This is a genomic window from Streptomyces sp. NPDC018000, from assembly GCF_044328025.1.
Taxonomy (GTDB): Bacteria; Actinomycetota; Actinomycetes; order Streptomycetales; family Streptomycetaceae; genus Streptomyces.
Window position 1 is genome coordinate 1 of sequence record NZ_JBIRGM010000037.1, and the last position, 25629, is coordinate 25629.

Here is a 25629-nt window from a genome sequence, read left to right on the forward strand (position 1 = left end):
CCGATCGAGGCGGGCTGGTCGACGACGACGAGTACGGTGCCGTGCTTCGCGATCAGCTTGGCGAACACCTCGCGGAGCTTGGGTTCGCTATTGGGTAGCCGCTTGTCGAGGGCTTTCTTCCCGGCGCGGGTCAGCGCGGTGGCGTGGTGTTCGCCCTTGCCGACGTCCAGGCCGAGGAAGACGCCGATGTCACTGGTGTCGATCACGTGCACTCTCCGGTCGTACGTCCCCGGCCTACCTGCGGCACCAGCTGCCGGCATCCACATTACGAAGAGCCTCCCAACTTCCCGAAGGAGTCGGTGGTCATGCCCCTAATCAGCGGTCTACCAGTGCCTCCGGGAGCGGTGACACCACCCCCCAGATCATGCGAACTACAGGGGGGAACAGTCATGCCGTCCCAGAGGCCGGGAACCCCATTGCGGGGCTGATCAAGAAGGTAATGGGGGGGACCTGCTGTCCGTCGCCCGTGAGGCTTTCACCGGCGGGCTGCACATCGTCGCCGTCTCGGCCGCCGTCGCCATGGTCGCCTTCGCCGTGCTCTCCGTCGTGGTGCCGCGGCACGTACGCCCCAGCGCAAAGAGTGAACAGCAGCCCGACGGCACGGCCGACGAGACGGCTGGCAAGTCGGAGCCCGGCACGGTCGGAAGTGCCACTACGCAATCCTGAAAATGTGGGGGTGCGGGCCCCGTTGCCATGCTCGAAGCGCTTCATCCGGATCTCTTCACCCGAGAAGGAGGACACGGTGCTGACGGCTCAGACGACGACACGAGAACAACTGGTCCGCAACGCGACGGAGTCGGCCTCCACGCTGCGCGAGCACGCCGACTGGTCGGAGGAGAACCGGCGGATCCATGACAAGTCCATCCAGGTCCTGACCGACGCCGGACTCTTCCGCATGCGGGCGCCCGCTCAGTACGGCGGTCACCAGTCCGACACCCGCACCCTGTACGAGGTGGCGGTGGAGCTCGGCCGGGCCGACGGCTCCGCCGCATGGACGGCGTCCGTGTACTGGATCCCGACCTGGATGGCGGGGCTGTTCCCCGACGGGGCGCAGGTGGAGGTCTTCTCCACCCCCGACGTACGGATCTGCGGGACCCTGAGCCCGACGACGACGGCCGCCCCGGCGGACGGCGGCATCGTGGTCGACGGGCGGTGGGGGTTCATCACCGGGGCCCTGCACGCCCACTGGCAGCTGATCGTCGCGGTCCTGATCCGTGCGGACAGCGAGCCCATGCCCGTCATGACGCTCGTGCCGATGGAGGACCTGACCGTCATCGACGACTGGTACACGGCGGGGCTGAAGGGCACGGGCAGCGTCACCACGGTCGCCGAGGGGGTGTTCGTCCCGCAGGAGCGGGTGCTGCCGCTGGGCGCGGTGCTCCAGGGCCAGTCCGCCTCCCAGGCCAACGCGGGCCAGTCGATCTACCGGGCCCCGCTGCTGCCGGTCGCCGCTCCTTCGTCGGTGGGCCCCGTCGTCGGGATGGCCAAGGGCGCCATGGACGCGTTCCTCGAGCGGCTGCCCGAGCGGAAGATCACCTACACCTCCTACGAGCGGCAGAGCGATGCCGCGCTGACGCACCTCCAGGTCGCGGACGCGGCGACCAGGATCGACGAGGCGGAGTTCCACGCCCACTGCCTCACCGCGCAGGTCCCTTCCTGGGTGGGGCATGTCAGTCGCCCTGAACGATCCCGCCCCGGTAGCCGTCGGCCGCGATCCGCCGGGCGGCGTGCTCGTAATACGCGTCGTCCTCGGGCAGCTCGGTGGCGAGGCCGCTGACGTAGCGGTTGTACATGCAGAACGCCGCGGCGATCAGAACGGTGTCGTGCAGATCCGTGTCGTCCGCGCCCTCGGCGCGCGCCGACGCGATCGCTTTGTCGGAGACCGGACGGGCGGCGCTCTGGATCTCGGCCGCCACGCTCAGCAGCGCACGCAGCCGGCCGCTGACCGGTGCGGTGCCGGGGTCGGCCAGGACGGCCCCGACCAGCTCCTGGCCTCCCGCCAGCTGCGCGGCGGCGAACGCCCCGTGCGAGGAGGCGCAGAACTCGGTGCCGTTGAGCCGCGAGACGTACGCCGCGATCAGCTCACGCTCTCCCGGGGCCAGCGAGGACGGCGCCCTCAGCAGAGCGTTCGCGAGGACGCCCAGCGGTCCGCCGGTGTCGGGACGGTGGGCCATCAGGCCGCTGATTCCGGGAAGGTCGTTGTCCAGTGCTATATGGGGCATGGCTCTTCCTCCGGGAGAAGGGGTACAGACGGCCGACGAGGGCGGCGTGGCCGCGGAACGACGGGGCCTCGTGATGCCAGGAAGCTAATGACCCGGGCCGTCGGTGGCAACTGCCCGCCGGGCCTCGCGAACTCTCCGGTGTCGTGGCCGGACCTCCGAACGGCCGCGAGGACAGGACGATCGGGCTTTCTGCGATCAAGCCCCTGAGCAGCAGAGCCTGTTCGGCGAGGGCCGTGACGGCCGGCGCCGCGCACAACACGGGTATGCCCCCGAGCCGTTCGGCAGGGCGCGGGCGTCCGCGAACCGGCCCCCGAAAGGAGCACGCCGGAAGAAGCCCTCCCGCGCGCGAGGCTGATGTGATGCTGAACTGCGGCGGTCAGACTGTCGCGGCTGGCTGGGCGGTAGAAGGCTCGCTCTGCTCCCAGTTCGTCCGGGATGAAGATGAAGGGGTTCTCGGGCGCGACGCAGACAGGCATCAGCTGGCTGTCGTTGACGGCTTGGACGGCCTGGGTGAGGACTTCAAGATGCCGATCCTTGGTGCCACGAAACAGGATGACGACCGCCGCCGTGGTGGTGTTGCTGGGCACGGAAACCTCTACTCCTTCTCTTTGACGGTGGTATGACCGGCGAACCAGGTGAGGGTGTCGTACACGGCGCCCTCGACCGCTTTCTCGCTGTCGGCCCTCGCGATGAACCGTCCTGCGCGCAGGTTTGATGCGGTGGTCTGATCCGGCACGGTGAGGCCGGGACCGAGTTCGACTGACGGCGGCCTCGACCACAAGATCTCGGCGGATTACGTCTGCTGTGGTGGGCATCGATACGATCTATCCAGCGGGGGCGGCGAGGTTCGCACAGCCGTAGTAGAGATCATCTTGTGGCTCGGCCGGGATCTTGGGTTTCGCCTGGACAAGGGCGTGGGCCCATTCGGCAGTGAGGTCCAGACCCAGTTTCCGCACCGGCATTTCCCCCACCAGGCCGCCGCTGACGCGGTCGGCGCATTCGCTGAACACCAGACGGTGGCCTTGGTCGAATGCTTCCAGGTGGAATACACCGTCCGTGTGTCCGAGAGCTGTCAGCACGGCCGAGGTGAGATCCGTGACCTGCTCGTACAGCCGGGGGTGATCTTCAGGGTTGAGGAGGGTGACACCGACAGGTCCGCCGGTCTTGATGGCGATGAGGTTCTGCAGGTATCGGGGAACAGCAAGTGCGCGCAAGTGCCCGTCGCTGGCGGCGGCCCGGCGCACTTGACGGTCAGCTCAACTGGACGGCGTGACCGAGTACCACACGCCGAACCACTGCTCGGCGCCGTACTCCTCGAACCGCTCCACCTCGGCGAACCCCAGCTTCGCCGCGAGGCGCATCGCGCGGTTGTTGGCGGTCTGGGTGGTGAGCACCACCGGCTCGCCGGGAAGCGCGTCGGCGAACCAGTCGAGTGCCGCTGTGCACGCCTCGGCGGCGTACCCGCATCCCCACGCCTCCGGCAGGAAGAGGTAACCGAGCTCAGCCTCCCCACCATCCGGACGGACGCGAACCGAACGCACTGCGTCGCGCCGGTCGAGCGTGATCATGCCGATCACCGACCCGTCGAGATCGATCACGAAAAGGCCGGGACGTCGGCCGGGCACCTCAGGCACCGCGCGTTCGAGCTCATCACGTGGTCGCGGGCCACCGATGTAGGTGCCCACCTCCGGCGACGCAAACAGCTCGATGAACGCCGCACGGTCTCGGGCCTCGGACTCGCGGAGCACGAGCCGTTCGGTCCTTATCGGGCGCAGCTGGGCGAGCAGTTCAGCCGGCGCCCCGGGTGCGGGGGCGTGCGGAGTGACGAGTGCGTGGTCGGGCTGCGCGCTCATCTGGTCCTCCCGGCGGGTCGTCACCTCACGGTACGCGCGCCGGGTGGCTGTGAATGCGGACCTGGGGCGATCTCCTCCTACCGGGTGCGCCGGGCACGGGCGACGGCCTGGGCGTGCTGGCGCAGCGGCAGGTCCTGCTTGTCCCAGGTGGCCGCCGCGTAGTTGAGGAGTTCGGCCGTCGCGCGCTCCGAGTCGCTCGGGTCGCTGATGAGGACCTGGTCCGCGACGGAAACGAGGTCGGCGGCCGGGGAGGCCGGCTCCTTCCTGCAGCCGGGGCGAGGGGCACCGGCCAGCGTCAGGGTGTACTCGTTGCCGGTACGGGTGAGTGCGGTGATGGCGTCGAGCCGGTCTGTGCCGAAGGCCCGTTCGCTGGTGAGTGCCGCACGGACGAAGTGCGGGTGGTTGCCGATCGCGGCGGCAACGGCGTCCCAGCCGTAGGCCACCCACTCAGCGGCGGGGACCGGCTCCACGGTGGTCAGGGACAGTTCGTAGCCGGTACCGTCGGCATCGCGAAGCCAGACCGTCTCGTCCTCGTCGCCGGGCTCGACCAGGGCAACGAAGGCGATGTGCGGGCTGCCGCGCAGCGCGTCGGCGATACGGACGGCGTCGTGGTCGGCGTCGAGCAGCGGGCCTTTGTCGCGGTCGAGGGCCGAGCCGAAGCACGGTAGGTGTCACTTGCTGCCTCCCTTCGTGGGATACCTCGCCTGCCCAGCGGGCACCACTGCTGTGGCCGTGCGCCGAAGCCGGTCATTCTTGAGCACCTCTGCAACCGTTTCCGCTTGGAAGGGGTCCTCTTCATGCTGGGCCCCGTGAGGGCGTCGTACGTGAGGATGGAGGGACGCCGTGGGTGCCCGGAGGGCGGCGAAGCGCGTCGGCGAGTTCCTGATTGAGACGGTTGGGGAAGCCGTCGCCGAGGCGATACTCAGCCTGCTTGCCTGTGCCCTGCTCGCTTGCCTGGCCCTGATCGCCTACCTGAGCTGGTCCTTCAGCCCGCGTCTGACCCTGGCGGCGGCCGGACTGCTCAGCCTTTCTCTCGCCCACGGCGCCTGGCAGATCTTCCGCGCCCCCACGAAGGGCCACCGTCGGGGCTTCGCCGCCCTGACGGTGGCCGGCTTCACTCTGACCGCCATGACTGCCTTCTTCTTGTTGTTCTACGCCACGGGCTGCGCTTGCCTGTGAGTTCGTGCGACTCCGAAGGCCTTGTGACAACCACCTGCCGAAGTGACAACTATCGTGCTTCGGCTCATGGGCGGAATTTCAGTGGTCATGCCTTCGCCCCTATTCAGTAGTCCAGATCCAAATAGTCGATGTCGTTGATTTCCATTTCCGACAGTCCCATGGCCCGGCCGCCGCCGTCCTGGAAATACACCTCTTTGAATCCCTCGGCGATGATCTCCCGCATGTTCTTTTCGCTGGCACCTTGATCGCGGGCGTCGAACAAGCGGCGGGCGTACTCCGCGGGGAGGTGCACGGTGAGGCGGCGGAAGCGTCCGTCGTCGGTCGTGCCGACCGGCGCGGTGTACCCGAACCGGGCCCGGGTCTCCACCGTGATGCCTTTCGTGGCGGCGGCCTGGCGCTGGCGGCGCTTGCGCACCAGCGGCTGCCAGCGGGCCCGGACGGCGCTGTCGATCTTCGCTGCGATGTCCTTCGGTGGGTGTTTGCGCTCGCCCTTGCGGTATCGCTCCACCGACCGCTGGCTGACCCCGAGCTCTGCCGCGACGGCCTTGGTCGTCTTGAGCTGCTTCATCAGGAAGTTGATGCGGCCCTGGAGGGTCTTGGGCGGCTCCCGGGTGAAGCCTTCCCGGTCGGCGCGCTCAATCGCGTCCTCGATCTCCCCCACCGGTCAGCTCCCGTCCGTGAGCGCGCTGTGGCCGTAGCAGTTGCGGATCAGCCGGGCGCCGGTGGTCCGGGCGAGGTCCACGACCAGGCGCTCGCCTACACCCGAGGCTGTAGTGGCGTCGGGCGTGAGGTAGCCGACAGCGCGCAGCTCGCCGACCGCCTTGCGGTAGGCGTCGCGGCCCTCGGCGGCCCCACGCTCATTGCGGGTGAAAGAGGCCAGGTCGCTGATCGTGGGTTCCTGTCCCGGGAGGTAGCCGGTGGCGAGTTCGGCGAGGACACCGCGGGCGCGCCAGGTCAGGCGCATGTCCCGCATCGCCTGCGCGGAGAGGGCCGGATCGTGAACGGCGGGGTGGAGGGGGCCGGCCACCGTGGAACGGCGGTGTCGGTGGTGCTCATCGGGTGCGGCTCCTTCGGTGATTCTTCCGGGAGGGTGCGTCGGGGTTCGCCCTATTCGCCTTCGTCGAGTACGGCGTCGCCGCCCTTGATGTGGCGGGCGGGGTTGAGGCCCTTCTCCATCAAGTCGACCGCCCACAGCATCGACTGGACGCCCTCCAGCTTCGCCAGGCCGGGCGTGGGACCGAGGCGGAATCCACCGGGCTGCGGCTTGCCAGACGCGGCGTACGGCAGGAAGTCCAGCGGGCCGTCGCCGGGGCTCGGGTAGACGACGCAGTCGGACAGCACGGCGAGCGGGAACAGCCCGGTCATCTTCGCCATGTTGCTGAGTTTGCGGTGCATGTTGACCCGCGCCTTGCTGATGACGGCGGCGCGGATATCCGGGCGCCAGGTCGGCCGCTGAAGGGCCGGCCACCGCTCCCCCGCCTTGTAGCTCTTGCCCTGCGGACGCTCGCGCAGCTTGCCGACGCCGCCCTTCACCGTGGCCTTGATCGCGGACAGCACGGCCGCCAGGGCCGGGTCGACCTGCTTGTGCCGCTCCATTGCGGCGAGGAAGGCGCGGTCGTCCAGGTCCCGGGTGACGCCGAGGTCGGCGAGGGTGTCGACGTACGCGTTCTTGAGCCGGTCGTGCCACGGGTCCAAGTACGCGCCGGTCTCGCGCCGCAGGTACGCCTCGATCGGGTGCACGTCGCGCCCGAGCTCCTGGGCGTAGGCGACGGTGTGCGTCTGGTACCAGGCCGTGCCGGTCGGGCGGGTGCCGTCCGGTGTGAACGGTGAGGGCAGGCGCGGGTCCAGCTCGATGTGGGAGAGGTCGACCAGCCAGGAGCCGGGGATCTTCGGGTTGAACTTCGGGGCGTGGAAGTGGTCCGGCGCGGACAGGCCAACGACCAGGCGGGCCGCGGCGGCGAGGAACGCCGTGTTGAGGTCCAGGCCGACCGCGAAGGGCAGCATGCACTCCTCATCGCTGAGCGTGTCCACCGACCGCACCCACTGGTACGCCTCCTCGTTCAGGAACCCGCCGGTCCAGCCGGAGTTCACCACGACGGGGTGCTCCGGGGTGGCCTCCGGCGGCGCCGGGTCCATCGGCTCCGTCCCCAGCGAGCCCGGGTTGTAGCCCGAGATCCAGTTCCCGGTCTCCTCATCGCGCTCCGGCTTCGTCGGCGGGCGCAGCGCCGTCATCAGCTCCAGTCGGCCAAGACCTGCCAGGCCTGCCAGGCCTGCCACTCTGCGTACGCCTGCTCCCACTGCTGGGTGGGCAACGAGGGGGCTTGACCAGGGCTTGACCTGGGGTTTCGTGGTTGTCGGCGTTGCGGGTGACCAGACGGTGGCAGCAGCGTGGCCGAAGAATGCCGTTCAGGTCGGGTGGGACGCCCGGGCCGCCCGACCTGGAGACTGGGGCATGCGCCCGCCTACTCTTCGCCGGTCAGCCAGCCCTTGGCCACGGCCCGCGCGCCGGCCTGGAAGCGGCTGCGCGCGCCGAGCGCCTCCAGGAGATCCGCTGCCATGCGGCGGGCCGTACGGGGGGAGACCCCGAGGCGCTTGGCCACCGCCTCGTCGGTGAGCCCCTGGCCCAGCAAGCGAAGCGCCTCCTCCTCCTGGGGAGTCAGGCTGTGCCCCTCTCGTTCCCGCTGCAGGGTGTCCACCAGAGGCGAAGCGTTTTCCCAGATGGTCTCGAACAGCGCGCACAACGCCGTGACGGTTCCGCTCTCCTTGAGCACCACGGCTCCGGCGGCGCTGTTGTTCTCGTCGATGGGGACGATGGCCGTACGCCGATCCATGATCATCAGCCTGATGGGCAGGGACGGAACCGTCCGCACCTTGCCCCCTGTGTCCGTCAGCCATTTCGCGTACTCCAGCGTGGCGGGACTGTTGCGGATGCTGTCCAGGTACAACGTCCGCATCCGCACGCCGCGCTCCAGCAGGGCCCGGTCCTGGGGTTTGGCGGCCTCCAGGCACAGGCGGCTCTGCGCACCTCCGGGCGCCAGGGTCATGACATCGCTGGAGACATTGCGTACCAACTGCCCGATGCGCTCCCTGATTTCCTCGATGCTTTCGAGGTGCTCGATACCCTGGATCCGGTTGCCGAGGCGGGCGGAAATGAAGTCCGCCGACAACTGGGCGGCCGCGAGCCGGATTCGCTCGATGCGCTGCTGCTCGATCGCCAACCGCTCCTGGCGGCGAGAAATGACCGCCTGGATGCCGACTTCCGGGTCGATGGCGCGGAAGCGGCGCGGCTCGTCGAGGGTCGGCCGGACCAGAGCCAGGTTGCTGAGCTGGTCCAGCGCCTGGCGCATTCTCGGCTCAGCCAGCCCGAGTCTCTCGCACAGCCCCGCCAGATCGGACTGAGGGTGGGCGAGGACTGTCCGGTACACGCTCTCGCACACCGCGTCCAATCCCAGCTCTTCCAGCACCGATGGTTCCCTCCTCTGTCGGGCGGGACGCCCCGGGCAGCCTCCAATCATGGCTCGGTCGTCTCGCTGAGATGTTGACCTTGAAGGTTACACCTCCGGCCCTGCTCGGCCGGTTCATGCCCTGGCACAAAAAGGCCTGGAGCGGCCCCTGTTGGTCCTCCGGCAAGCAGGGTCAAGGTGGGGTCCATGTATCTGGTACACGTACGAATTCTGCTCGCAGGCTTGGAAGCCCAGGACCACGAGCTCAGGGAGGTCTTCCTCTCCCATGCCACAGCCGCGGACATGGTGGAGCACCTGAGCGTTCATCCCGAGGGCGACGACCTGCTCACCGTGGGCTTCTGGATCGGCGCCCCGTCCGCCGTCGCGTCCGAGAAGGCGGCGTACGCGGTCGCCCGGCGGGTGCTGGAGGCCGAGGCGAGGTTACGCCACGGCCGCATTCGCAGCGTCTCGTGCACCCTCGTGCCCGCGGTGTTCGACCAGATGCTGCAGTCCGCGCAGGAGCCTGGCCGGAATGTGCGAAGGACGGATCAGGCCAGCGGTGAGGCCTAGGCGGCGCTCGGGGCGGTGGACAGACTGATGGCATCAGCACGCAAGCCCCCCACTTCGAGGGGCGGTTCGCATCATCCGTCCACCGCTTCCCTTGGGAGAGCTCTGCCATGTCCCCGAACACTGTTCCGGCCACCCGCAAGCGCGGTGTGATCCTCTCGCTCGTCGCGCTGCCGGTTCCCGGTGCCGCCGTCTTCACGACGCACGGCGTCGACTCGTCCGCGACCGTGGCCACCGCCTCACTCGACGGGACGTCCACCACCGGCTGGGACTGACGGGCTGGGACCGACCCTCCCTTCCCGTACACCGGTCACGGCTGGCCTCCGAGGCCCGCGGCGGCCGTACCCCGTCCAGGCGCAGTGCCCTTGCGGCGCGCGCTGTCCACCAGCGCCCCTCAGCCCGAGCGGGCACCACAGCGGATAACCCCGGAAGGAAGCAGTGACCACCACCAACCTCGGCACACTCACCGAGCTCTTCAGCCGCTCGGTGCGGCTCTTCCCCGAACGCCCGGCCGTCGCCGACGGCAGCCGGACCCTCACCTATGAGGAGCTGGACCGCCACTCCGACGCCGTGAGCGCGCTGCTGCGCAGCCACGGAGTGGGTGCGGAGGACCGGGTCGGCCTGTACGTGAGCCGCTCGGTCGAGCTCTGTGTCGCCGTGCTCGGCATCCTGAAGGCCGGTGCCGCCTACGTCGCCGTGGACACCCGCTATCCGGACGCGCGCCGGGACCTCATGCTGAGCCGGAGCGGCGCCAAGGTCGTCCTCACCGCGTCGGGATGGGAGGGCAGGCTCGCGTCGCTCAGCGCGAAGATCATCTCCATCGATGACCGGTCCGAGTTCGACGGCCGCGCCGCGGACGGCGTCGTCACTCCGGAGAACGCGGCCAGCGTGCTGTTCACCTCCGGCTCCTTGGGCGAGCCCAAGGCCATCGTGCTGGAACACCGCAACCTGGTGTCCTTCGCCGTCAACGCCGGCATGCCCGCGCTGTCGCCGGAGGATCGCACTGGTCAGGTCTCGAGCGTGTCGTTCGACGCCTTCCACTTCGAGATGTGGAACACGCTGGCGGCCGGTGCGCAGATGGTCGTGCTGCCGTCCGTTCCGGACCTCCTCGCCGCGGACTTCCAGCGGCAGATGAAGAGATACGGCGTCACCGCGATGCTCGTCCCCACCATGGTGGTCAACCACGTCGTGCGGGAGGACCGGGACGCCTTCGCATCGCTGCGCGTGCTGGGCGCGGGTGGGGACGTGCTCCTGCCGTCGGCGTGCCGGGCACTGCTCGGCGGCCGGTTCGCCGGCAGGCTCTACAACTTCTACGGGCCGGCCGAGATCACCACGGCCTGCACCGCACACCTGGTGACGCGGGAGGACGCCGAGTCCGACGTTGTCCCGATCGGCCGCGCGGTGGCCGATGCCACCGTCCGGGTTCTCGACGCGCAACTGCGGCCGGTGGCGCCGGGGGAGGCCGGCGAACTGTTCGTGGCCGGTCCCGGCGTGGCCCGCGGCTATCAGGATCGCGACGAACTCACGGCCGAACGCTTCCTCTCCGTGCCCGCCGAGGACGGTACGACCCTGCGGATGTACCGCACCGGCGACCTGGCCCGGGAGCGGGAGGATGGCGTCCTCCTCTTCGTCGGCCGGGCCGACAACCAGGTGAAGATCCGCGGCTATCGTGTCGAGCCCGGCGAGGTGGAGCGTGGTCTGCGCCGCTACCCCGAGGTCCAGGAGGCCGTGGTGCTGCCCGACGGCGAGGGCAACGACCGTCGGCTGGTGGCCTTCGTCGTCATCGACGGCTCCCTGAGCATCAAGGAGCTACGCGCTCGTGCCGAGCAGGACCTGCCCGACTTCATGGTGCCCAGCCAGTTCATCGCGCAGGACGAGATCCCGGCGACGGCCCACGGCAAGCGCGACATGGACGCCCTGCGCGAGGTGCTCGCGCAGCACCAGGACCGGGCGGCCGGGTACGCGGAGCCGTGCGGCAAGACCGAGCGCTACCTGGCCGGGCTCTGGGAGGAACTGCTCAGAGTGGAGCGCGTGGGAAGGGACGAGGACTTTTTCGGTCTGGGCGGCCACTCGCTGCAGGCCTTCCGCATGCACCACCGGATCAACCGTGAGCTGGGCGCCCGGCTGGCGTTCCCGGACCTGCTGGACAACCCCGTTCTGAAGGACCTGGCGGACGTCGTCGACGCGACCCTGGCGAAGACGGACGCCCGATGACCGCGCCCGCGCCGCACGCCGAGGCGGCCACGGCCCCCATCGATCTCACCGATGTCGACATGTTCGTCAGCGGCGCGCACACGGCAGCCTTCACCCGCCTGCGTGCCGAGTCCCCGATCCACTGGAACGAGGGAGCCGACGGCAGCCGTTTCTGGGCGCTGACCCGGTACGACGACGTCATGTGGGCGTACCGCAACCACGAGGCGTTCAGCTCCGCCCGCGGCGCCATCGTGGGCGGCTCGTTCCGCAGCAAGGCGGACACCTCGGCGGGGAAGATGCTGGTCTCCACCGATCTGCCGCGGCATCGGATGCTCAAGCAGGTGATCCACCCGGCGATGACCGCAGGCTCCGCCAAGCGCGTCGCGGCGCGGGTGGAGGGCCTCCTGGACCGGGCGCTGGAGCAGGCCCGCCGGGACGGCGGCTGCGACTTCGCGACCGACATCGCCACCGAGCTGCCGGCCGGCGCCCTGATGGAGATCATGGGCATCGGCCACCAGGACGCCCATGAACTCATCGGGGTGACCCGGCGCATGGTCGGCTACCGCGACGAGGTCTTCGTCGACATCGGCGGCGACGAGCGGCTGCGGCTGGCCTGGCTGCAGGCGGAGGTGTTCGAGTTCTTCGCGGACGTTCTCGCCGAGCGCCGCCGCAGCCCCGGCGAGGACCTCGTCAGCACCCTGCTGAAGGCCGAGGTCAACGGCCGCAGGCTGACCGAGGAGGAGATCTTCTACAACTGCATGAACGTCGCCGTCGGCGGCAACGAGACCTCCTCCTACACGGCCTGCACCGGCCTGGTGGCCCTGATGGACCATCCGGATCAGTACGAGCGGCTGCTCGGCAGGCCGGAGGTCGTCAGCACGGCCGTCGAGGAGATGCTCCGGTGGAGCTCGACCAACGCCTACGTGCAGCGCGTCGTGGAACGCGATACCGAACGTGGTGCCGTGACCTTCCGGCGAGGTGACTCGGTCACCCTGTGGAACTACTCCGCCAACCGGGACGAGAGCGTCTTCGCCGACGGACACCTCTTCGACATCGCGCGCTCGCCCAATCGGCACCTGTCGTACGGGGCCGGACTGCACCGGTGCATCGGCGCCCCCGTCGCCCAGGCCGAACTGAGCCTGCTCTTCGCGCGGTTCGCCGAGGAGGGGCTGCGCTTCCGTCCCGTCGGCCCGGTGCGCAGGCTGCGGTCCAACTTCATCCTCGGCATCACTCGGCTTCCCGTCGAAGTCGTCTGACGCGCACCGCGTCCCGCACGGCCGCCGGGCAGCTCTCCCGTTGCGCGACCGGCGCCCTCCCCCCTTCCGTGCAGCTCCCGTACCCGTGCCGTCGAGGCCCCTCCCGTCGAGAACTGGTGACATATCCATGCCTTCCTCGGTCCTGTCTTCTCCTGATCAGGCTCCCGATCCGGGCCCTTACGTCCACGGTGAGCGCATCGAGCGCGTGGTCGCCCACCACGCCCGGACGCGACCCTTCGCCATCGCCGTGCAGCAGGGTGGCCGCACGCTCACCTGGGGGGAGCTGACGCGGCGGGCGGACGCCGTCGCCGCCGCCCTGCGCGAGCACGGTGTCATGGCGGGAGGGCAGGTCGCTGTCCGGATGGCACGGTCGCCGCAGCTGGTCACCGCCCTGCTGGGCGTGCTCCGCGCGGGCGCGGCCTACATGGCGCTCGACCCGAAGTGGCCTGTGAACCGGGTTCTCGACGCCGTCCGCAGCAGCGGGACGGACCTGTTCATCACTTCGGTGCCAGGCCCCGCCGAGCAGGCAGCGGAGGCCGGGGGGATCCCGGTGATTCCCTTCGCCGCCCTGCTCGCGGGCGACCCGGCAAAGGCGCCGGCGCTGGAGACCGACGGCAGCCGCACGGCCAGCGTGTTCTACACCTCGGGGTCCACGGGCAAACCCAAGGGAGTCCTGTCTCCGCACCGGGGCACCCTGCGCACGCTGGTCAACTGCCCCGCCCTTCCGCTGGACGAGGACACCGTCTTCCTCCAGGCGGCTCCTCTCCCCTGGGACGGCTTCTCCCTGGAACTGTGGGCTCCGCTGCTCAACGGCGGCCGCAGCGTACTGCTGGAGCCCGGTCGGCACTCCCTCGACGCCGACCAGCTGGAGCGGGCTGTCGGCCTGGGCGTCAACAGCCTGTGGCTGACCAGTTCCCTGTTCAGCGTGCTGGCCGAGGAGCGCCTCGACCTGTTCGGCGGGCTGCGCCTGCTGCTGGTGGGCGGCGAGCGGGTGTCCGTCGCGGCCGCCCGGCGGGTTCTGCACAGCTTCCCCGGCCTGCACATGGTCAACGGCTACGGGCCGGCGGAGGCGACGATCTTCGCCGCCCAACACGTCATCCGGCCGCAGGACGTGGCGGAGGACAGCCCAGAGATCCCCATCGGCACACCGCTGCCGCGCACCACGGTCGTGCTGCTCGGCCCCGACGAACTGCCCGCACCCGCCGGGGAGAACGGCGCCTGCGAGGGCGAGCTGGCCGTGGGCGGCGACGGTGTGGCACTCGGCTACGCCGGCAATCCGGAGGAGACCGAACGGCGCTTCTTCCACGCCGACGGCACGCGCTACTACCGCACCGGCGATCTCGCGGTCCGCGACGCGGCGGGCCTGCTGTGGTACCGAGGCCGCACCGACCACCAGTTCAAGGTCCGCGGGGTACGCGTCGAGGCGGGCGAGGTCGAGTCCGTGCTCGAGTCGCACTCGGCGATCACGACGGTGTGCGCCCTGCGGGTCGAGCCGGCCCCGGGCCGCGCCGTGCTGGCGGCTGCGTACACCACCGCCGACGGACAGCCCGTGGACGCGGAAGAACTGCGCGCGTTCGCCGCACGCCACCTGCTGGACGCCATGATCCCGGCCCTGCTCCACCACCTCGACCGGCTTCCGCTGAGCCCCACCGGCAAGACCGACCGTGCCGCGGTCACCCGGCTGGTCCGGCAGGCCCACGGAGCCGAGGAGGCCACCGCGGCCACCGCCGGGACCCCGGCCGAGCAGCGGGGCGCCGACCCGCTGCTGGCCGAGGTACGCGGACTCCTGGGGCTCCCCGCGCTCGGCGCCGACGACGACTTCGTGCTGGCCGGTGCGACCTCCCTCGACGTCATCCGGCTGGCAGCCCGCCTCGGCCGACGCCTCGGCACCGGGCTGGGCGCCTCCGACCTCTACCGGCTGCGCTCGGTCGAAGCGGTCCGGGCCCACTGCGCGGCCGGCGCCCTCGCACCCGCCGAACAGCTTCCCCCGCCCCTCGCCGAGACCGACCCGGAGCCCGGCACCGCACCCCTCACCCATGCCCAACAGCGCTTCTGGCTCGCGGAGATGAGCTCCCCCGGCGCGGCCGACAACCTCATCGTTCTCGCGTACGCGCTCACCGGCCCGCTCGATCCCGAGCGGCTCGCCGAAGCGCTCGACGACACGGTCCGGTTCCACCCGGCGCTGCGGACCACCTACCCCTGGCTCGGTGAGGAACCCGTCCAGCGGATCCTGCCGCCCGAGGAGGCGGGCGTCGCCCTGGAGATCAGCGACCTTCCCGCCGGCACGGAGGACCTCACCCTCCAGGAGCTCGCGGAGACGGTGACGGCCGACTGGTGGGAACGGCCCTTCCAGCTGGAGAACGATGTCCCGCTGCGCGTGCGGCTGTGCCGTATAGGCGCGGACCGCCACCTGCTGTGCCTCCAGCTCCACCACATCGCCTTCGACGGCTGGTCGGAGTCGGTCCTCCTCGCCGACCTGCGGGAGGCCTACCGGGCCAGGGTGGCCGGACATCCGCCCCGGCGGCCCTCGGGACGACTCACGCCCGGCCACTACAGCGCGTGGGAGGCTACCCGGCTGGCCGACTGGACGAAGGAGGACCTCCCCTTCTGGCGCGACGAGCTGGAACCGGCCCCGAAGCCCTTCCTGCCCGCCCCCACGGGCCGGGGCGAGGCCCGCCGCCTGGAGACCGTCCTGACGGTCGACACCGAGACCGTCGGCGCACTGACGCGGGCTGCCGCCCGGCACGGCGGACCGGCCCTCGCCGCGCTGCTCGCGGCCGCCGCACACGCCCTCGCGCAGACGTTCGGCTCCGCGGACCTGGCGCTCGGCTCGGTCACGGCGGGCCGCTTCGACCCGGCCATCGAGACGGTGATCGGCTACTTCGTCAACCCCTTCGTGGTCCGGCTCGCCGCGGAACCCGCCCAGGACGCCGCCGCGATCGTCGGCCAGGCCGCCGACCGGGTGGTCGCCGGTCTGGCGCACGCCCGGACGCCCTTCGACGAACTGGTGCGGGAGCTGGGACCCGACCGCGACCGACACCCCTGGTTCCAGACGTTCGTCGTGCTGCAGGCCGAACCGCATCGCGGTGCCCTCGGAAACGAGGTGACGGTGGAGCCGGTACGCGTGCGACCGCCGCGCACCGCAATCGAACTGATGCTGGAGGCCTTCCCGGCGTCCGACGGGTCATGGCAACTGGTCGTGCTGTGGCGGGAGGACGGGGTCGACGCGGCACGCATCGGCCGGCTCGAGATCGCGCTGCGTGCGGCGCTGACGCGGATCGCCGCGGGGCGGCCCGTCGACTGACCCGCAGCACACCGGCCGCAGATCCGGTCAGCCGCACCGCGGCGCCGGCCGTGCCCGCTTCACACGCCGCACCCCAGACGCACCCGCGTCCCGGCGTTCCCTGGAAGGTCCATTCCTTGACGAGTACATCCCTCAACCGTGCAACCGCCTCGCGCTGGCTGCGGCGCTTCCACACCGTCCCCCGGCACGCCCCCGCCAGGCTCCTCCTCCTGCCGCACGCGGGCGGATCGGCCAGCTACTACTTCCCCTTCTCCGAAGCCCTCGCCGGGTCCCTCGACGTCCTCGCCGTCCAGTACCCCGGACGGCAGGAACGCCTCCAGGAACCGCTGGTTGCCGACATCGGACGACTCGCCGACCACGTCGTTCAGGCTCTGGCCGACTCCGAGGACGGCCCGGGCGACCGCCCGCTGGCCCTGTTCGGGCACAGTATGGGCGCCCTCGTGGCCTATGAGGTCGCATGCCGACTCCAGGAGCTCGGTACGCCCGTGCGCGAGCTGTTCCTCTCCGGCCGCCGCGCCGCCTCCTGCCCGAACGACCTGGAGCACCTGCACACCCAGGACGACGCGGCACTCGTCACCGAGCTGCGGGCCATGGACGGCACCGACGGCGAAGTGCTCACCCACCCCGAACTCCTGAGGCTGATCCTGCCGTCGCTGCGCGCCGACTACCGGGCGGTGGAGAGCTACCGGCACCGGCCCCGGCCCCGCCTGACCTGCCCCGTCACCACACTGACCGGGGACAGTGACCCGCGGGTGGACCGGGCGCAGGCCGCCGCATGGGCCGACCACACCACGGGCCGGCACGAACTCCGTGTCTTCCCCGGCGGGCACTTCTACCTCTCCGCGCCGCGTCAGCGGGCGGCCGTCGTCGAACTCCTCCTCAGTCGCCTCGTGGGCTGAGTCCCGCCGCCCCAAGAGCACTCATGTCCACTTCTTCCGTCAGGTTCTTCAGTCAGGAGCACCCTTCAATGAGTGAGCCGCGCGCCTCGGCCCTTCGCCTGCTGTGGCGGGAGTCACGCCCGGTCCGCCCTGTCGCGGCCGGAGCCCTGCTCGTCCTCATGGCCAGCGTCCTGGCCACCTTGGCCGGACCCTGGCTGGTCCAGCGCTTCGTCAACGAGGCCTCCGCGGGCAGCGCTCAGTCGGTCCTCATGGAGGTGGCCGGCATCTACCTGGCCGTCGCAGTCGTCGCCGGAGCCGCCCGGATCGGGGCAAGTTTCCTCGCCGTGCAGGCGGGCTGGCGCATCGCCGACCGGCTCCGGGCCCGGCTCCTTCACCAAGCCGCGGTCGAGCGCCCGGTACTGGACGTGGAAAGCCGCCAGGTCGGTGAGACGCTGGAGCAGGTCGACGGGAACGCCGACATCGTCGGCAAGGCCATCTCCGAGTCCGGTTTCCGCCTGCTGAGCAACATCGCGCTCGCGGTCGGCACGATCGTCGCGATGTCCCTCGTGATACCGGTGGCGGGCCTGGCCATCTCGGTCCTCGTGGTCGCCGTGTGCTACCTGCTGACGCGCATGGCCCGGGGTTCCGTACGCCGCTGGGAGAAGGCCCGTCAGCAGCAGGCCGGCCTCTTCGGTTTCGTCGGCGACACACTGGCCGCACGCGACGAACTGCTGCTGATGCGCCGCACGGACTGGGCGGCGGACCACACCCGATCCGGCCTCGACGGGCTGCTGCGCACCGAGGGGCGCGCCTACATCAGCGGACGCGCGTTCTGGCCGGTCACCCAGCTGTGCTTCGCGCTCGCCTTCGGCCTCGGATTCGGCTTCGGACTGCGGCAGCTGGAGCTGGGCACCATCTCCGTCGGCACACTCACCATGATCTACCTGTACGTGGACCTCCTCCAGCGACCGCTGGAGGAGATGTCCTCGCAGTTCGGCCAACTCCAGCAGATGACAGCCGTGTTGAAGACCGCAGCCCGCGGCCTCGCCGGGGAGCGCCCCGCCGCACCCCGGGACGAGGCGGCGAGGCTTCCCAAAGGCCCGCTGGAGGTCGCCTTCGAGAACGTCTCCTTCGGCTACGCCGACGCCCCCGTGCTCAAGGACGTGTCGTTCACGGTCCCGCCGGGCGGCAGCCTCGGCATCGTCGGGCCCACCGGCGCGGGCAAGAGCACGGTCGTGAACCTCCTGTGCGGGCTCGCCCGGCCGGACCGCGGCCGGGTCCTCGTCGGCGGGGTGGAGGTCGCCGGCCTCACCCCCGACCGGTTCGCCGAACGGGTCGCCGTGCTCAGCCAGCGCGCCCACATCTTCCGCGCCACCGTGCGGGAGAACATCTCCCTCTTCGACGCCTCGGTCACCGCGGAACGGGTGTGGGAGGTACTGGAACAACTCGACGCGGCCGACTGGGTACGCGCTCTCCCCGACGGACTGGAGACCCGGATCGGGGCCGGGGAACGCGGGCTCTCGGACGGCGAGATGCAGATCCTGGCCGTCGCCCGGGTGCTGATCCGCCCGTACAGCCTGCTGATCGTCGACGAGGCGGCGTCCCGGTTCGACCCGGAGACCGAGCGGATCTGGGCGGGGCTGCTGAGGACCGCAATGCAGGGCTGCACGGTCGTCATGGTCGAGCACCGCACCGGCGCGCTGCGCGGCGTGGACCGTGTCATGGCCATGGAGGCCGGCCGCGTCAAGGAGATCACCGACGCCAGTGACAAGGGCAGCGCGGCCGGTGACCCCGCCGCGCTCGCGGGAGGGACAGTCCGTTGACCACCGATCGAGGTGCCCAGCTCGGCACCGTACCGTTCGGCCGGTTCCTGCATCAGTGCGGAACCAGGCTGAAGGCCCTGTACTTCGCCGCCATGGCGGCCTGGAGCGCGATCTACGGGATACCGCTGCTGGCCGGCTGGGTCATCTCCAGCATGCTGGACCGGGCCGGCGGGCCCCTGGAGGGCAGCGGCGTCTGGTGGCTGCTGGCGGCGGCCATCACGCTGATGGCCCTGCGGGCGGTGGTGCTGTGGGCCGGGCTCCAGCTCACCTTCTCCCTCATCTTCCGCACCAGCGCCTGGATCAAGGTCCATGTCCTGCGGCGGCTGCTGCGCCGCCCGTCCGCCCGCGCCACCGTGCGCGAGAACGCCGAGGCCGTCAGCCGGCTGCGCGACGACAGCGACGAGATCGGCGGACTGCTGGAGTGGACGACCGACCTCATCTACCGCTCGGTGCTGCTCGTCATCGCGGTGACCGTGCTGGCGGTCAGCGACCTGGTCATGACCATTCCGCTGCTGCTCCTGCTGGGCGGACTGTGGGGTTCCATCGCTCTGAAGAACCGGGTGGCCGAGTTGCAGGCCGAGACCCGCGCACGCCAGGGCCTGGTCGGGTCCGAGATCGCCGACGTCCTGACCGGCATCCGCGACCTGCGGCTGTCACACACGATCGACGGGAGGTTCCAGGCGCTGGAGCGGCGGTTCGCCTGGCGGCGCGCCGTGCAGCTGCGCCACCAGGTCTACCTCGATCTGCTGTCGGATCTCTTCCGCAACCTCGTCATGGTGGGCACGGCCGTCGTGCTGTTCACGGTCAGCGTACGCATCGCCGAGGGCACCTTCTCCGTCGGCAAGCTGGTGCTGTTCCTGACGTACGCGGGCTGGCTGGGCCAGCAGATGTACTTCTTCGGGAAGATCATCGCCCGCTACCAGAGCGGCAAGGTCTCCTACGGCCGCCTCGCCGAGCTGACGGAGCCGGCCGAAGCGGGGCAGCTCCCGGCCGTCCGTGAGCCGGCCGACGCCGGGGAGCCGCTGCGCCTGCTCACCGCGTCCGGCCTGACCTGCACCGCACCCGACGGGGTGACGGCACCCGAGCCGGTGGACTTCGAGGTCGCGCCCGGTCGGCTCGTCGCCCTCACCGGTGACATCGGGTCGGGCAAGAGCATGCTCGTCCGGGGCCTGCTGGGCCTCCAGCCCGGCGTACAGGGCCGCGTGTCCTGGAACGGCGCCGACGTGACCGGGGACCTGAACCGGCTGAGCGCGCCGCGCGTCGCCCACGCCCGGCAGCAGTCCAGGTTCGTGCCGGGCACCGTGCGGGAGAACCTGCTGCTCGGCGACGACGACATCACCGACGACCGCCTCGCGGATGTCATGGCCGCCGTACATCTGCGGCCCGGCTCCTCCGAGCTGCCGGACGGACTCGACACCCGGCTCGACTCCGGAGCGGCCAGCCGCCTGTCCGGCGGCCAGCGCCAGCGCCTGGCGCTCGCCCGCATGCTGTGCCGCCCCGCGGACTTGTACGTCGTCGACGACTGCGACTCCTCGCTGGACGGTGCCACCGCCAGGTCGATCTGGCAGACCCTGCCGAAGAAGTGGCCCGGCGCCTGGATCGTCGTCTCGCACAACCCGGACCTGCTGGCCATCGCCGACACGGTGGTCACGGTCACGGCCGGCGCCAGGGCCGACGTGTCCACCGCAGGCACCGGAGCGCGGCAGGAGGCGGCGCTGTGAGCGCCGGTGTGCAGGAGCTGACCGGCTCCGAACTCTTCGTCGACCTGGCGCCGCTGTTCGGCCACGCCCTCCATATGAAGGTCGAGGGGCTGAACCTCGGCGGCTCGATCAAGCTGCGGGCAGCCGCGGCCATGGTCGCCGCAGCCGAACGGAGCCGGCTCCTGCGGGAGGACTCCGTCCTCGTCGAGTCCTCCTCCGGCAACCTCGGTGTGGCGCTGAGCGTCATCGCCGCACACAAAGGGCTGCGCTTCGTCTGTGTCACCGACGCGCGGTGCAACGCGACCACGGCCGCGACCATGCGGGCCCTGGGCACCGAGCTGCTGGTCGTGGACGAGCCCGACCCCCGGGGCGGCTTCCTCAAGGCCCGCCTGGACCGGGTGCGCCGCCTGTGCGCCGAGGACGACCGGTACCTCTGGCTCAACCAGTACAGCAACCCCGCCAACTGGGTTGCCCACTACGAGGGCACGGCCCCGGCGATCCTCAAGTACATGCCCGACGTGGACGTGCTGTTCGTCGGCGTCGGCACCAGCGGCACCGCCATGGGCTGCGCCCGCTACTTCCGCGACAACGGCAGCCGCGCCCGGCTTGTCGCCGTCGACGCCGTCGGCTCGGTCACCTTCGGCCGGCCGGCCGGGACCCGGCTCATCCCGGGCCTCGGGGCCAGCGTCATGCCGCCCATGTTCGACGCCGGGGCCTTCGACGACCGCATCCAGGTGGCGGAGCTGGACACGATCCGGCTGTGCCGCACACTCGCCGGACGTGGTCTGCTCTTCGGCGGGTCCACCGGCACCGTCGTCGCCGGCGCCCTGCAATGGCTGGAGCGGTACGACTCCGGGCGGAGCCTGCGCTCGGTGTGCATCTCGCCCGACATGGGCGACCGCTACCTCTCCACCATCTACGACGACTCCTGGGTGCTGGCGAACTTCGGCCCCGAGGCGCTGCGCCCCGTGCGGCCGCCGCACCCCCTCGGGCCCGTGCACCTCGTCCGTACCACCGCCCCCGTGCCGCAGGCCGGTTGAGCGTCGTGCTCCCGACTCCCAGCGAAGGAACCGAAACCACCATGTTCGACTTCACCATGGTCCCCGGACCGGCCGTCCACGAGATCCTCCAGGAGGACCGGGCCACCGTCATCGAGCTCGTACGCCGCACCTATGTGCAGCACCGCGCCGGCGAGACGGTCAACCCGGACAGCTATTTCCTGCGGTTCCCGGAGAAGCCGGACGCCCGGATCATCGCCCTCCCCGCCTTCCTCGGCGCCGACGTCCAGCTCGCCGGCATCAAGTGGATCTCCAGCTTCCCGGCCAACACCACGCACGGCCGCCCCCGGGCCTCCGCCGTCCTCGTCCTCAACGACTACGAGACCGGCTCCCCCGTGGCCTGCCTGGAGGCCGCGACCATCAGCTCCGCGCGCACCGCCGCGTCCGCCGCGGTCGCCGCCACCACGCTGCGGCCCAGCGGTTACCAGCGCACCACGGTCTCCGTCATCGGCGCGGGCATCATCGCGCGGAACGTCTGTGACTACCTGCGCGCCGCCGGCGTACGCCCCGACAGCTACCTGGTCCACGACCTGCACGAGGACTCCAGCCGGGCCCTCGCCGGGCACATCCGGGAAACCCTGGACACGCCGGCCGCGTTCACCTCCTCCCTGGACAGCGCACTGGCGGCGGACACCGTCGTGTTCACCACGACCGCAGCGGTCCCCTATGTGCACACCCCGTTCAAGCCCGGCCAACTGGTGCTCAACATCTCGCTGCGCGACCTGGCGCCCGACGTGATCCTCCAAGCCGCCAACATCCTCGATGACGTCGAGCACTGCATGAAGGCCAACACATCCCCGCACCTGGCCGAACAGGCCACCGGAGGACGGGACTTCGTGACCGGGACCCTCGCCGACGTGATCGAGGGCGCGGTGTCGCCCGGCACCGACCGGCCCGTCGTCTTCTCCCCGTTCGGACTCGGCGTGCTCGACCTCGCCGTGGGTGCCCACGTCCTCGGCCGCGCCCGCCGGGCGGGCACGGCGGTCGAGGTGGCGGACTTCTTCGCCGAGACCCGCCGCTGGTAACGGCGGTCGGCCGCCGGTCGCGGCCCCCGCGGACCCCTCTGCCGGATTTCGCCCACGGATGGACCTACACATGATCACGAACTGGTGGCTGGACGAAATGCCATCGATCCCAGGAGTTCTCCGGACTGTCTTCTACGCGGGACTTCTGGTCATCTGCCTCGTCGACCAGCCGTCCCCCCTGTCCTCGGCCAGGATCATCGAGAAGACCGAGCCGGTGTTCTACACGTCTCCCGGCGCTCTGCGGCTGCTCGGCATTCGCTGGGTCCGGCCGCCGGTGCTCCGCCTCGTCGCCCGACTGACGGTCGTGGTGTGGGTGGCCGCCGCCGTCGGGTTCCTCCAGCCCGTCACCGGAGCCCTCACCTTCCTCGGCTTCGCCTTCCTGCACGCCGTCAACTCCGGTGCCCTCGGCGCCAACCACTCCACCCATTCGGCGCTCTACGCGCTGCTGTGCATGAGCTTCTCCGTGTCGTACGACTTCTCGCTCGACGGTCTGCTCGCCCGGCACACGGCCTGGCCACAGCTGGTCTCCGAGGACTCGGTGCTCACCTCCGGGTTCGCGCCCGCGCTGCTGCTGGTGATGCTCGCGTACACGATGTTCGCGGGCGGCGTGGCGAAGGTCCGCTACGGCTGGCGCGGGTGGCGGGACGGCTCCGCCCTGCGCTTCTACCTGGAGCAGTCGGCGCCCGTGGCCCGCTGGCCGTGGCTGTCCCGGCAGATGACCGCCAGCCCCGCGCTGTGCCGTCTGGCGGCCTGGGGCACACTGCTCCTGGAACTGGGCTCCATCGCCGCGATCTTCAGCTCCGAGCTGCGGATGCCGCTGATCCTGGGCTGGGTCTGTCTGCACCTCGGCATCCTGTGCGTGATGATGCCCGCCTACTGGGTGCAGATGTGGTGCTACCTGCTGCTGCTCGACTGGCCCTGGCTCGTCTCCCTGGTCACCGGTGACGCCCCGGTCGCCGCGGCGGCGCCGGAGGGGGCGGGAGCCACCGTTCTGGCCGCCGTGGGCTGGCTCTTCGCCGCCGCCCTGGTGTACGTCCTGGTGACCGAGTCCGAGCAGTGGCCCTTCACCAGCGTGCCCATGTACTCCAACGGAACGCGGTCGGCCGACCGGATGCCGCTGCCGCCCCGGGCCGAACTGCACGCCCGAGCGGTGCGCGCCGCGCGGGGACGCCACCGGGCCTGGCAGCGGGCCTGGGTCGACGAGGAGTGCACCGAGGACATCGTCGTCCGGTCCGCCGACGACAGCCGGGAGCCGCAGCGCCTGTTCCACCTGTTGCACGCGGAGGGGACCAGCACCCTCGTGCGCTGGTCGCAGTACGCGAAGGTGGTCCGCGAGACGGCCATTGAGGACATGGCGGCGAAGCCCGCCGACCGTCCGGAGCACGACGACAACCCGGGCCGGATCTATCCCGCGACCCACTTCCTGCGCCGCGTGGTGCCGCTCGTGCGCGAGGCACTGCCTGGCTGGGAGCGGTATGCGGCCCTGGAGATGGTCTGCCGCACCGACTCCGGAGACGTCGTGATCGCCCGGGCCGACCTGGCCGGCCTGCGAGTCGAGGAGCCCGCGCGATGAGCACAGCCTCCCCCACCGACACCGAACCGACCACCGACCCCAGGAGCGAGGACGCTGTGAGCGTGGACAGCGGGCTGAGCCCGTACGAGATCGGATGCGCTCCCGCTGCGGAGTGGTATCCGCTGTCGTCGGGTCAGTTGGCGATGTGGTTGACGACGCAGGGGGGTGGTTCGCACGGGGCGTATGCGGTGCCGGGTGTGTACCGGTTGAGCGGTGTGCTGGACGGGGTGGTGTTGCGTCGGGCTTTCGAGGATCTGCTGCGGCGGCATGAGTCGCTGCGGACGGCGTTCGGTGTGGTGGACGGTGTGCCGCGTCAGCGTGTGGTGCCGGGTGTGGAGTTGGACTGGTCGTTGCGTGTCGCCGGCGGTGGCGACGGTGGGGTGACCGGTGTGGTGGAGGAGTTCGTCGGCCGGGAGTTCGATCTTTCGGCGGGTCGGTTGTTGCGCGTGCTGTTGGTGCGGGAGAGCGCCGATGAGCATGTGCTGGTGGTCGTGGCGCACCACATCGCGGTGGACGGCTGGTCGTTGACGGTTCTCATCGACCAGGTGATGGCGGCCTATCAGGCCTTCTCGTCCGGTGGGGTGCCGGCGATCGAGGCCCCACAGCTCCAGTACAAGGACTACGCGGTCTGGCAGCAGGCCCTGCTCGACAGCGGCGAGTACGACGCCTCCCGCGTCTACTGGCGGGAGCGCTTTGGTGAGGGCCCGGAGCCGCTGGACCTGCCCACCGACCGTCCGCGTCCCGCCGTGCGCACGTACCGCGGCGAGACCACGACCAGGACGTTCCGCTCCGATGTGCTGCGTGGGCTGAAGGGGCTGTGCAGGGAGGAGCGGGCGACGCTGTTCGGCGGGTTGTCGGCGGTGCTGCGGGTGCTGTTGCTGCGTTACACGGGGCAGCGGGACGTCGTACTGGGTACGTCGGCGGCGACACGGTCGGTGCCGGAGCTGTACGAGCAGATCGGCTGCTACATCAACAGCATCGGCCTGCGGGACGAAGTGTGTGAGGGCGCCGCCTTCCGGGAGCTGCTGCGGACCGTTCAGGGAACTCTGCAGGACGGGTTGCGGCATCACGAGTACCCGTTCGACCGGGTGGTGCGGGACGCGGGTTTGGTGACGGACACCAACCGCAATCCCCTGTTCGACGTGATGATCCTGGTCGGCAATGCCTGGGGACGCCCGTCGGCAACCCCGGACGGCCTGCGCGTCGAGAGCCTGGGCGCCACCAACGGTCACAGCAAGATGGACCTGACGTTCTTCTTCGAGGAGACATCGGCCGGTCTTCGGGCGTCGGTGGAGTACTCGACGGAGTTGTTCGGTGCCGATCGCGTCGAGCGGATGCTGGACCACTTCGGGGTGCTGCTCGAGGAGGTGGTGGCTGGCCCGGACCGGGCGGTGGAGTCGTTCGGGCTGCTCACGCCCGGTGAGCGTGAGCAGGTGGTGCACGGCTTCAACCGGACGGAGGTTGCCTACGACCTGGACTCGACGGTGACGCAGCTGTTCGAGGAGCAGGTCGTACGGACGCCGGAGGCGGTGGCGACCGTGGACGAGGAGGGGTC

23 protein-coding genes and 1 pseudogene are annotated in these 25629 nt (G+C 70.5%); 14 read left to right on the plus strand and 10 right to left on the minus strand.

Annotation, left to right across the window (positions count from 1 at the left end; genetic code table 11):
* A partial coding sequence (locus ACH4EW_RS31335; protein WP_398262769.1) for a transposase occupies nucleotides 1–203 on the minus strand: 203 nt, incomplete at its 3' end.
* 539 nt (nucleotides 204–742) lie between these two features.
* On the opposite strand from ACH4EW_RS31335, the gene ACH4EW_RS31340 reads away from it, so the two are divergent.
* Complete coding sequence (locus ACH4EW_RS31340) at nucleotides 743–1777, plus strand: acyl-CoA dehydrogenase family protein (RefSeq protein ID WP_398262771.1); 1035 nt, start codon at nucleotides 743–745, stop codon at nucleotides 1775–1777.
* Here ACH4EW_RS31340 and ACH4EW_RS31345 read toward each other — a convergent pair.
* The 5 genes from ACH4EW_RS31345 to ACH4EW_RS31365 all read right to left on the minus strand — a co-directional run bounded on the left by ACH4EW_RS31345 (nucleotide 1671) and on the right by ACH4EW_RS31365 (nucleotide 4545).
* Nucleotides 1671–2222: a carboxymuconolactone decarboxylase family protein gene (locus tag ACH4EW_RS31345; protein ID WP_398262773.1), complete on the minus strand. Its 552-nt coding sequence runs from the start codon at nucleotides 2220–2222 to the stop codon at nucleotides 1671–1673. The two genes, ACH4EW_RS31340 and ACH4EW_RS31345, sit on opposite strands and share 107 nt — an antisense overlap.
* Nucleotides 2223–2817: 595 nt before the next feature.
* Nucleotides 2818–2958, minus strand: a complete 141-nt coding sequence (locus ACH4EW_RS31350) for a hypothetical protein (protein WP_398262775.1) — start codon at nucleotides 2956–2958, stop codon at nucleotides 2818–2820.
* Nucleotides 2959–3046: 88 nt separating this feature from the next.
* Nucleotides 3047–3466 (minus strand): hypothetical protein, encoded by a 420-nt coding sequence (locus ACH4EW_RS31355; protein ID WP_398262777.1) that lies wholly within the window; start codon nucleotides 3464–3466, stop codon nucleotides 3047–3049.
* 12 nt (nucleotides 3467–3478) lie between these two features.
* On the minus strand, nucleotides 3479–4075 hold the full coding sequence (locus ACH4EW_RS31360) for a GNAT family N-acetyltransferase (RefSeq protein ID WP_398262779.1): 597 nt from the start codon (nucleotides 4073–4075) through the stop codon (nucleotides 3479–3481).
* A gap of 77 nt (nucleotides 4076–4152) precedes the next feature.
* Complete coding sequence (locus tag ACH4EW_RS31365) at nucleotides 4153–4545, minus strand: hypothetical protein (protein ID WP_398262781.1); 393 nt, start codon at nucleotides 4543–4545, stop codon at nucleotides 4153–4155.
* A gap of 373 nt (nucleotides 4546–4918) precedes the next feature.
* On the opposite strand from ACH4EW_RS31365, the gene ACH4EW_RS31370 reads away from it, so the two are divergent.
* Nucleotides 4919–5254 carry a lysine transporter LysE gene (locus ACH4EW_RS31370; protein ID WP_398262783.1) on the plus strand — a complete coding sequence of 112 codons (336 nt, stop codon included), beginning with the start codon at nucleotides 4919–4921 and terminating at the stop codon, nucleotides 5252–5254.
* A 103-nt stretch (nucleotides 5255–5357) separates the two neighbouring features.
* Here the strand turns inward: ACH4EW_RS31370 and tpg are convergent, their stop codons facing one another.
* From tpg to ACH4EW_RS31390, 4 genes and pseudogenes are all read right to left on the minus strand, one after another.
* Nucleotides 5358–5915 carry a telomere-protecting terminal protein Tpg gene (gene tpg, locus ACH4EW_RS31375; protein ID WP_398262785.1) on the minus strand — a complete coding sequence of 186 codons (558 nt, stop codon included), beginning with the start codon at nucleotides 5913–5915 and terminating at the stop codon, nucleotides 5358–5360.
* Between the two features lie 3 nt (nucleotides 5916–5918).
* Entirely contained in the window at nucleotides 5919–6281 is a 363-nt protein-coding gene (locus ACH4EW_RS31380) for a hypothetical protein (protein ID WP_398262787.1), read from the minus strand.
* Between the two features lie 80 nt (nucleotides 6282–6361).
* Nucleotides 6362–7534 (minus strand): annotated as a pseudogene (gene tap / locus ACH4EW_RS31385) (telomere-associated protein Tap); the annotation flags it as partial.
* Nucleotides 7535–7716: 182 nt separating this feature from the next.
* Entirely contained in the window at nucleotides 7717–8718 is a 1002-nt protein-coding gene (locus ACH4EW_RS31390; protein WP_398262789.1) for a LuxR C-terminal-related transcriptional regulator, read from the minus strand.
* Between the two features lie 186 nt (nucleotides 8719–8904).
* Here ACH4EW_RS31390 and ACH4EW_RS31395 point away from each other — a divergent pair, with 186 nt between their 5' ends.
* From ACH4EW_RS31395 to ACH4EW_RS31450, 12 genes are all read left to right on the plus strand, one after another.
* Entirely contained in the window at nucleotides 8905–9267 is a 363-nt protein-coding gene (locus ACH4EW_RS31395) for a hypothetical protein (protein WP_398262791.1), read from the plus strand.
* 107 nt (nucleotides 9268–9374) lie between these two features.
* Nucleotides 9375–9539, plus strand: a complete 165-nt coding sequence (locus tag ACH4EW_RS31400) for a hypothetical protein (protein WP_398262793.1) — start codon at nucleotides 9375–9377, stop codon at nucleotides 9537–9539.
* Between the two features lie 163 nt (nucleotides 9540–9702).
* Complete coding sequence (locus ACH4EW_RS31405; protein ID WP_398262795.1) at nucleotides 9703–11478, plus strand: non-ribosomal peptide synthetase; 1776 nt, start codon at nucleotides 9703–9705, stop codon at nucleotides 11476–11478.
* Nucleotides 11475–12713 (plus strand): cytochrome P450, encoded by a 1239-nt coding sequence (locus ACH4EW_RS31410; RefSeq protein ID WP_398262797.1) that lies wholly within the window; start codon nucleotides 11475–11477, stop codon nucleotides 12711–12713. Before ACH4EW_RS31405 ends, ACH4EW_RS31410 begins: the two co-directional genes overlap by 4 nt.
* Nucleotides 12714–12840: 127 nt before the next feature.
* On the plus strand, nucleotides 12841–16017 hold the full coding sequence (locus tag ACH4EW_RS31415) for an AMP-binding protein (protein WP_398262799.1): 3177 nt from the start codon (nucleotides 12841–12843) through the stop codon (nucleotides 16015–16017).
* Nucleotides 16018–16133: 116 nt separating this feature from the next.
* Nucleotides 16134–16916 (plus strand): thioesterase II family protein, encoded by a 783-nt coding sequence (locus ACH4EW_RS31420; protein ID WP_398262801.1) that lies wholly within the window; start codon nucleotides 16134–16136, stop codon nucleotides 16914–16916.
* Between the two features lie 68 nt (nucleotides 16917–16984).
* Nucleotides 16985–18718 (plus strand): ABC transporter ATP-binding protein, encoded by a 1734-nt coding sequence (locus ACH4EW_RS31425; RefSeq protein WP_398262803.1) that lies wholly within the window; start codon nucleotides 16985–16987, stop codon nucleotides 18716–18718.
* Nucleotides 18715–20439, plus strand: a complete 1725-nt coding sequence (locus ACH4EW_RS31430) for an ATP-binding cassette domain-containing protein (protein WP_398262805.1) — start codon at nucleotides 18715–18717, stop codon at nucleotides 20437–20439. The genes ACH4EW_RS31425 and ACH4EW_RS31430 overlap by 4 nt, the downstream gene beginning before the upstream one ends.
* Nucleotides 20436–21458, plus strand: a complete 1023-nt coding sequence (gene sbnA, locus ACH4EW_RS31435) for a 2,3-diaminopropionate biosynthesis protein SbnA (RefSeq protein WP_398262807.1) — start codon at nucleotides 20436–20438, stop codon at nucleotides 21456–21458. The genes ACH4EW_RS31430 and sbnA overlap by 4 nt, the downstream gene beginning before the upstream one ends.
* A 41-nt stretch (nucleotides 21459–21499) precedes the next feature.
* Nucleotides 21500–22501 carry a 2,3-diaminopropionate biosynthesis protein SbnB gene (gene sbnB / locus ACH4EW_RS31440; protein WP_398262809.1) on the plus strand — a complete coding sequence of 334 codons (1002 nt, stop codon included), beginning with the start codon at nucleotides 21500–21502 and terminating at the stop codon, nucleotides 22499–22501.
* A 70-nt stretch (nucleotides 22502–22571) separates the two neighbouring features.
* Nucleotides 22572–24074: a hypothetical protein gene (locus ACH4EW_RS31445; RefSeq protein WP_398262811.1), complete on the plus strand. Its 1503-nt coding sequence runs from the start codon at nucleotides 22572–22574 to the stop codon at nucleotides 24072–24074.
* The coding region (locus ACH4EW_RS31450) for a condensation domain-containing protein (protein WP_398262813.1) at nucleotides 24071–25629 on the plus strand (1559 nt) is incomplete at its 3' end. The genes ACH4EW_RS31445 and ACH4EW_RS31450, both read left to right, overlap by 4 nt.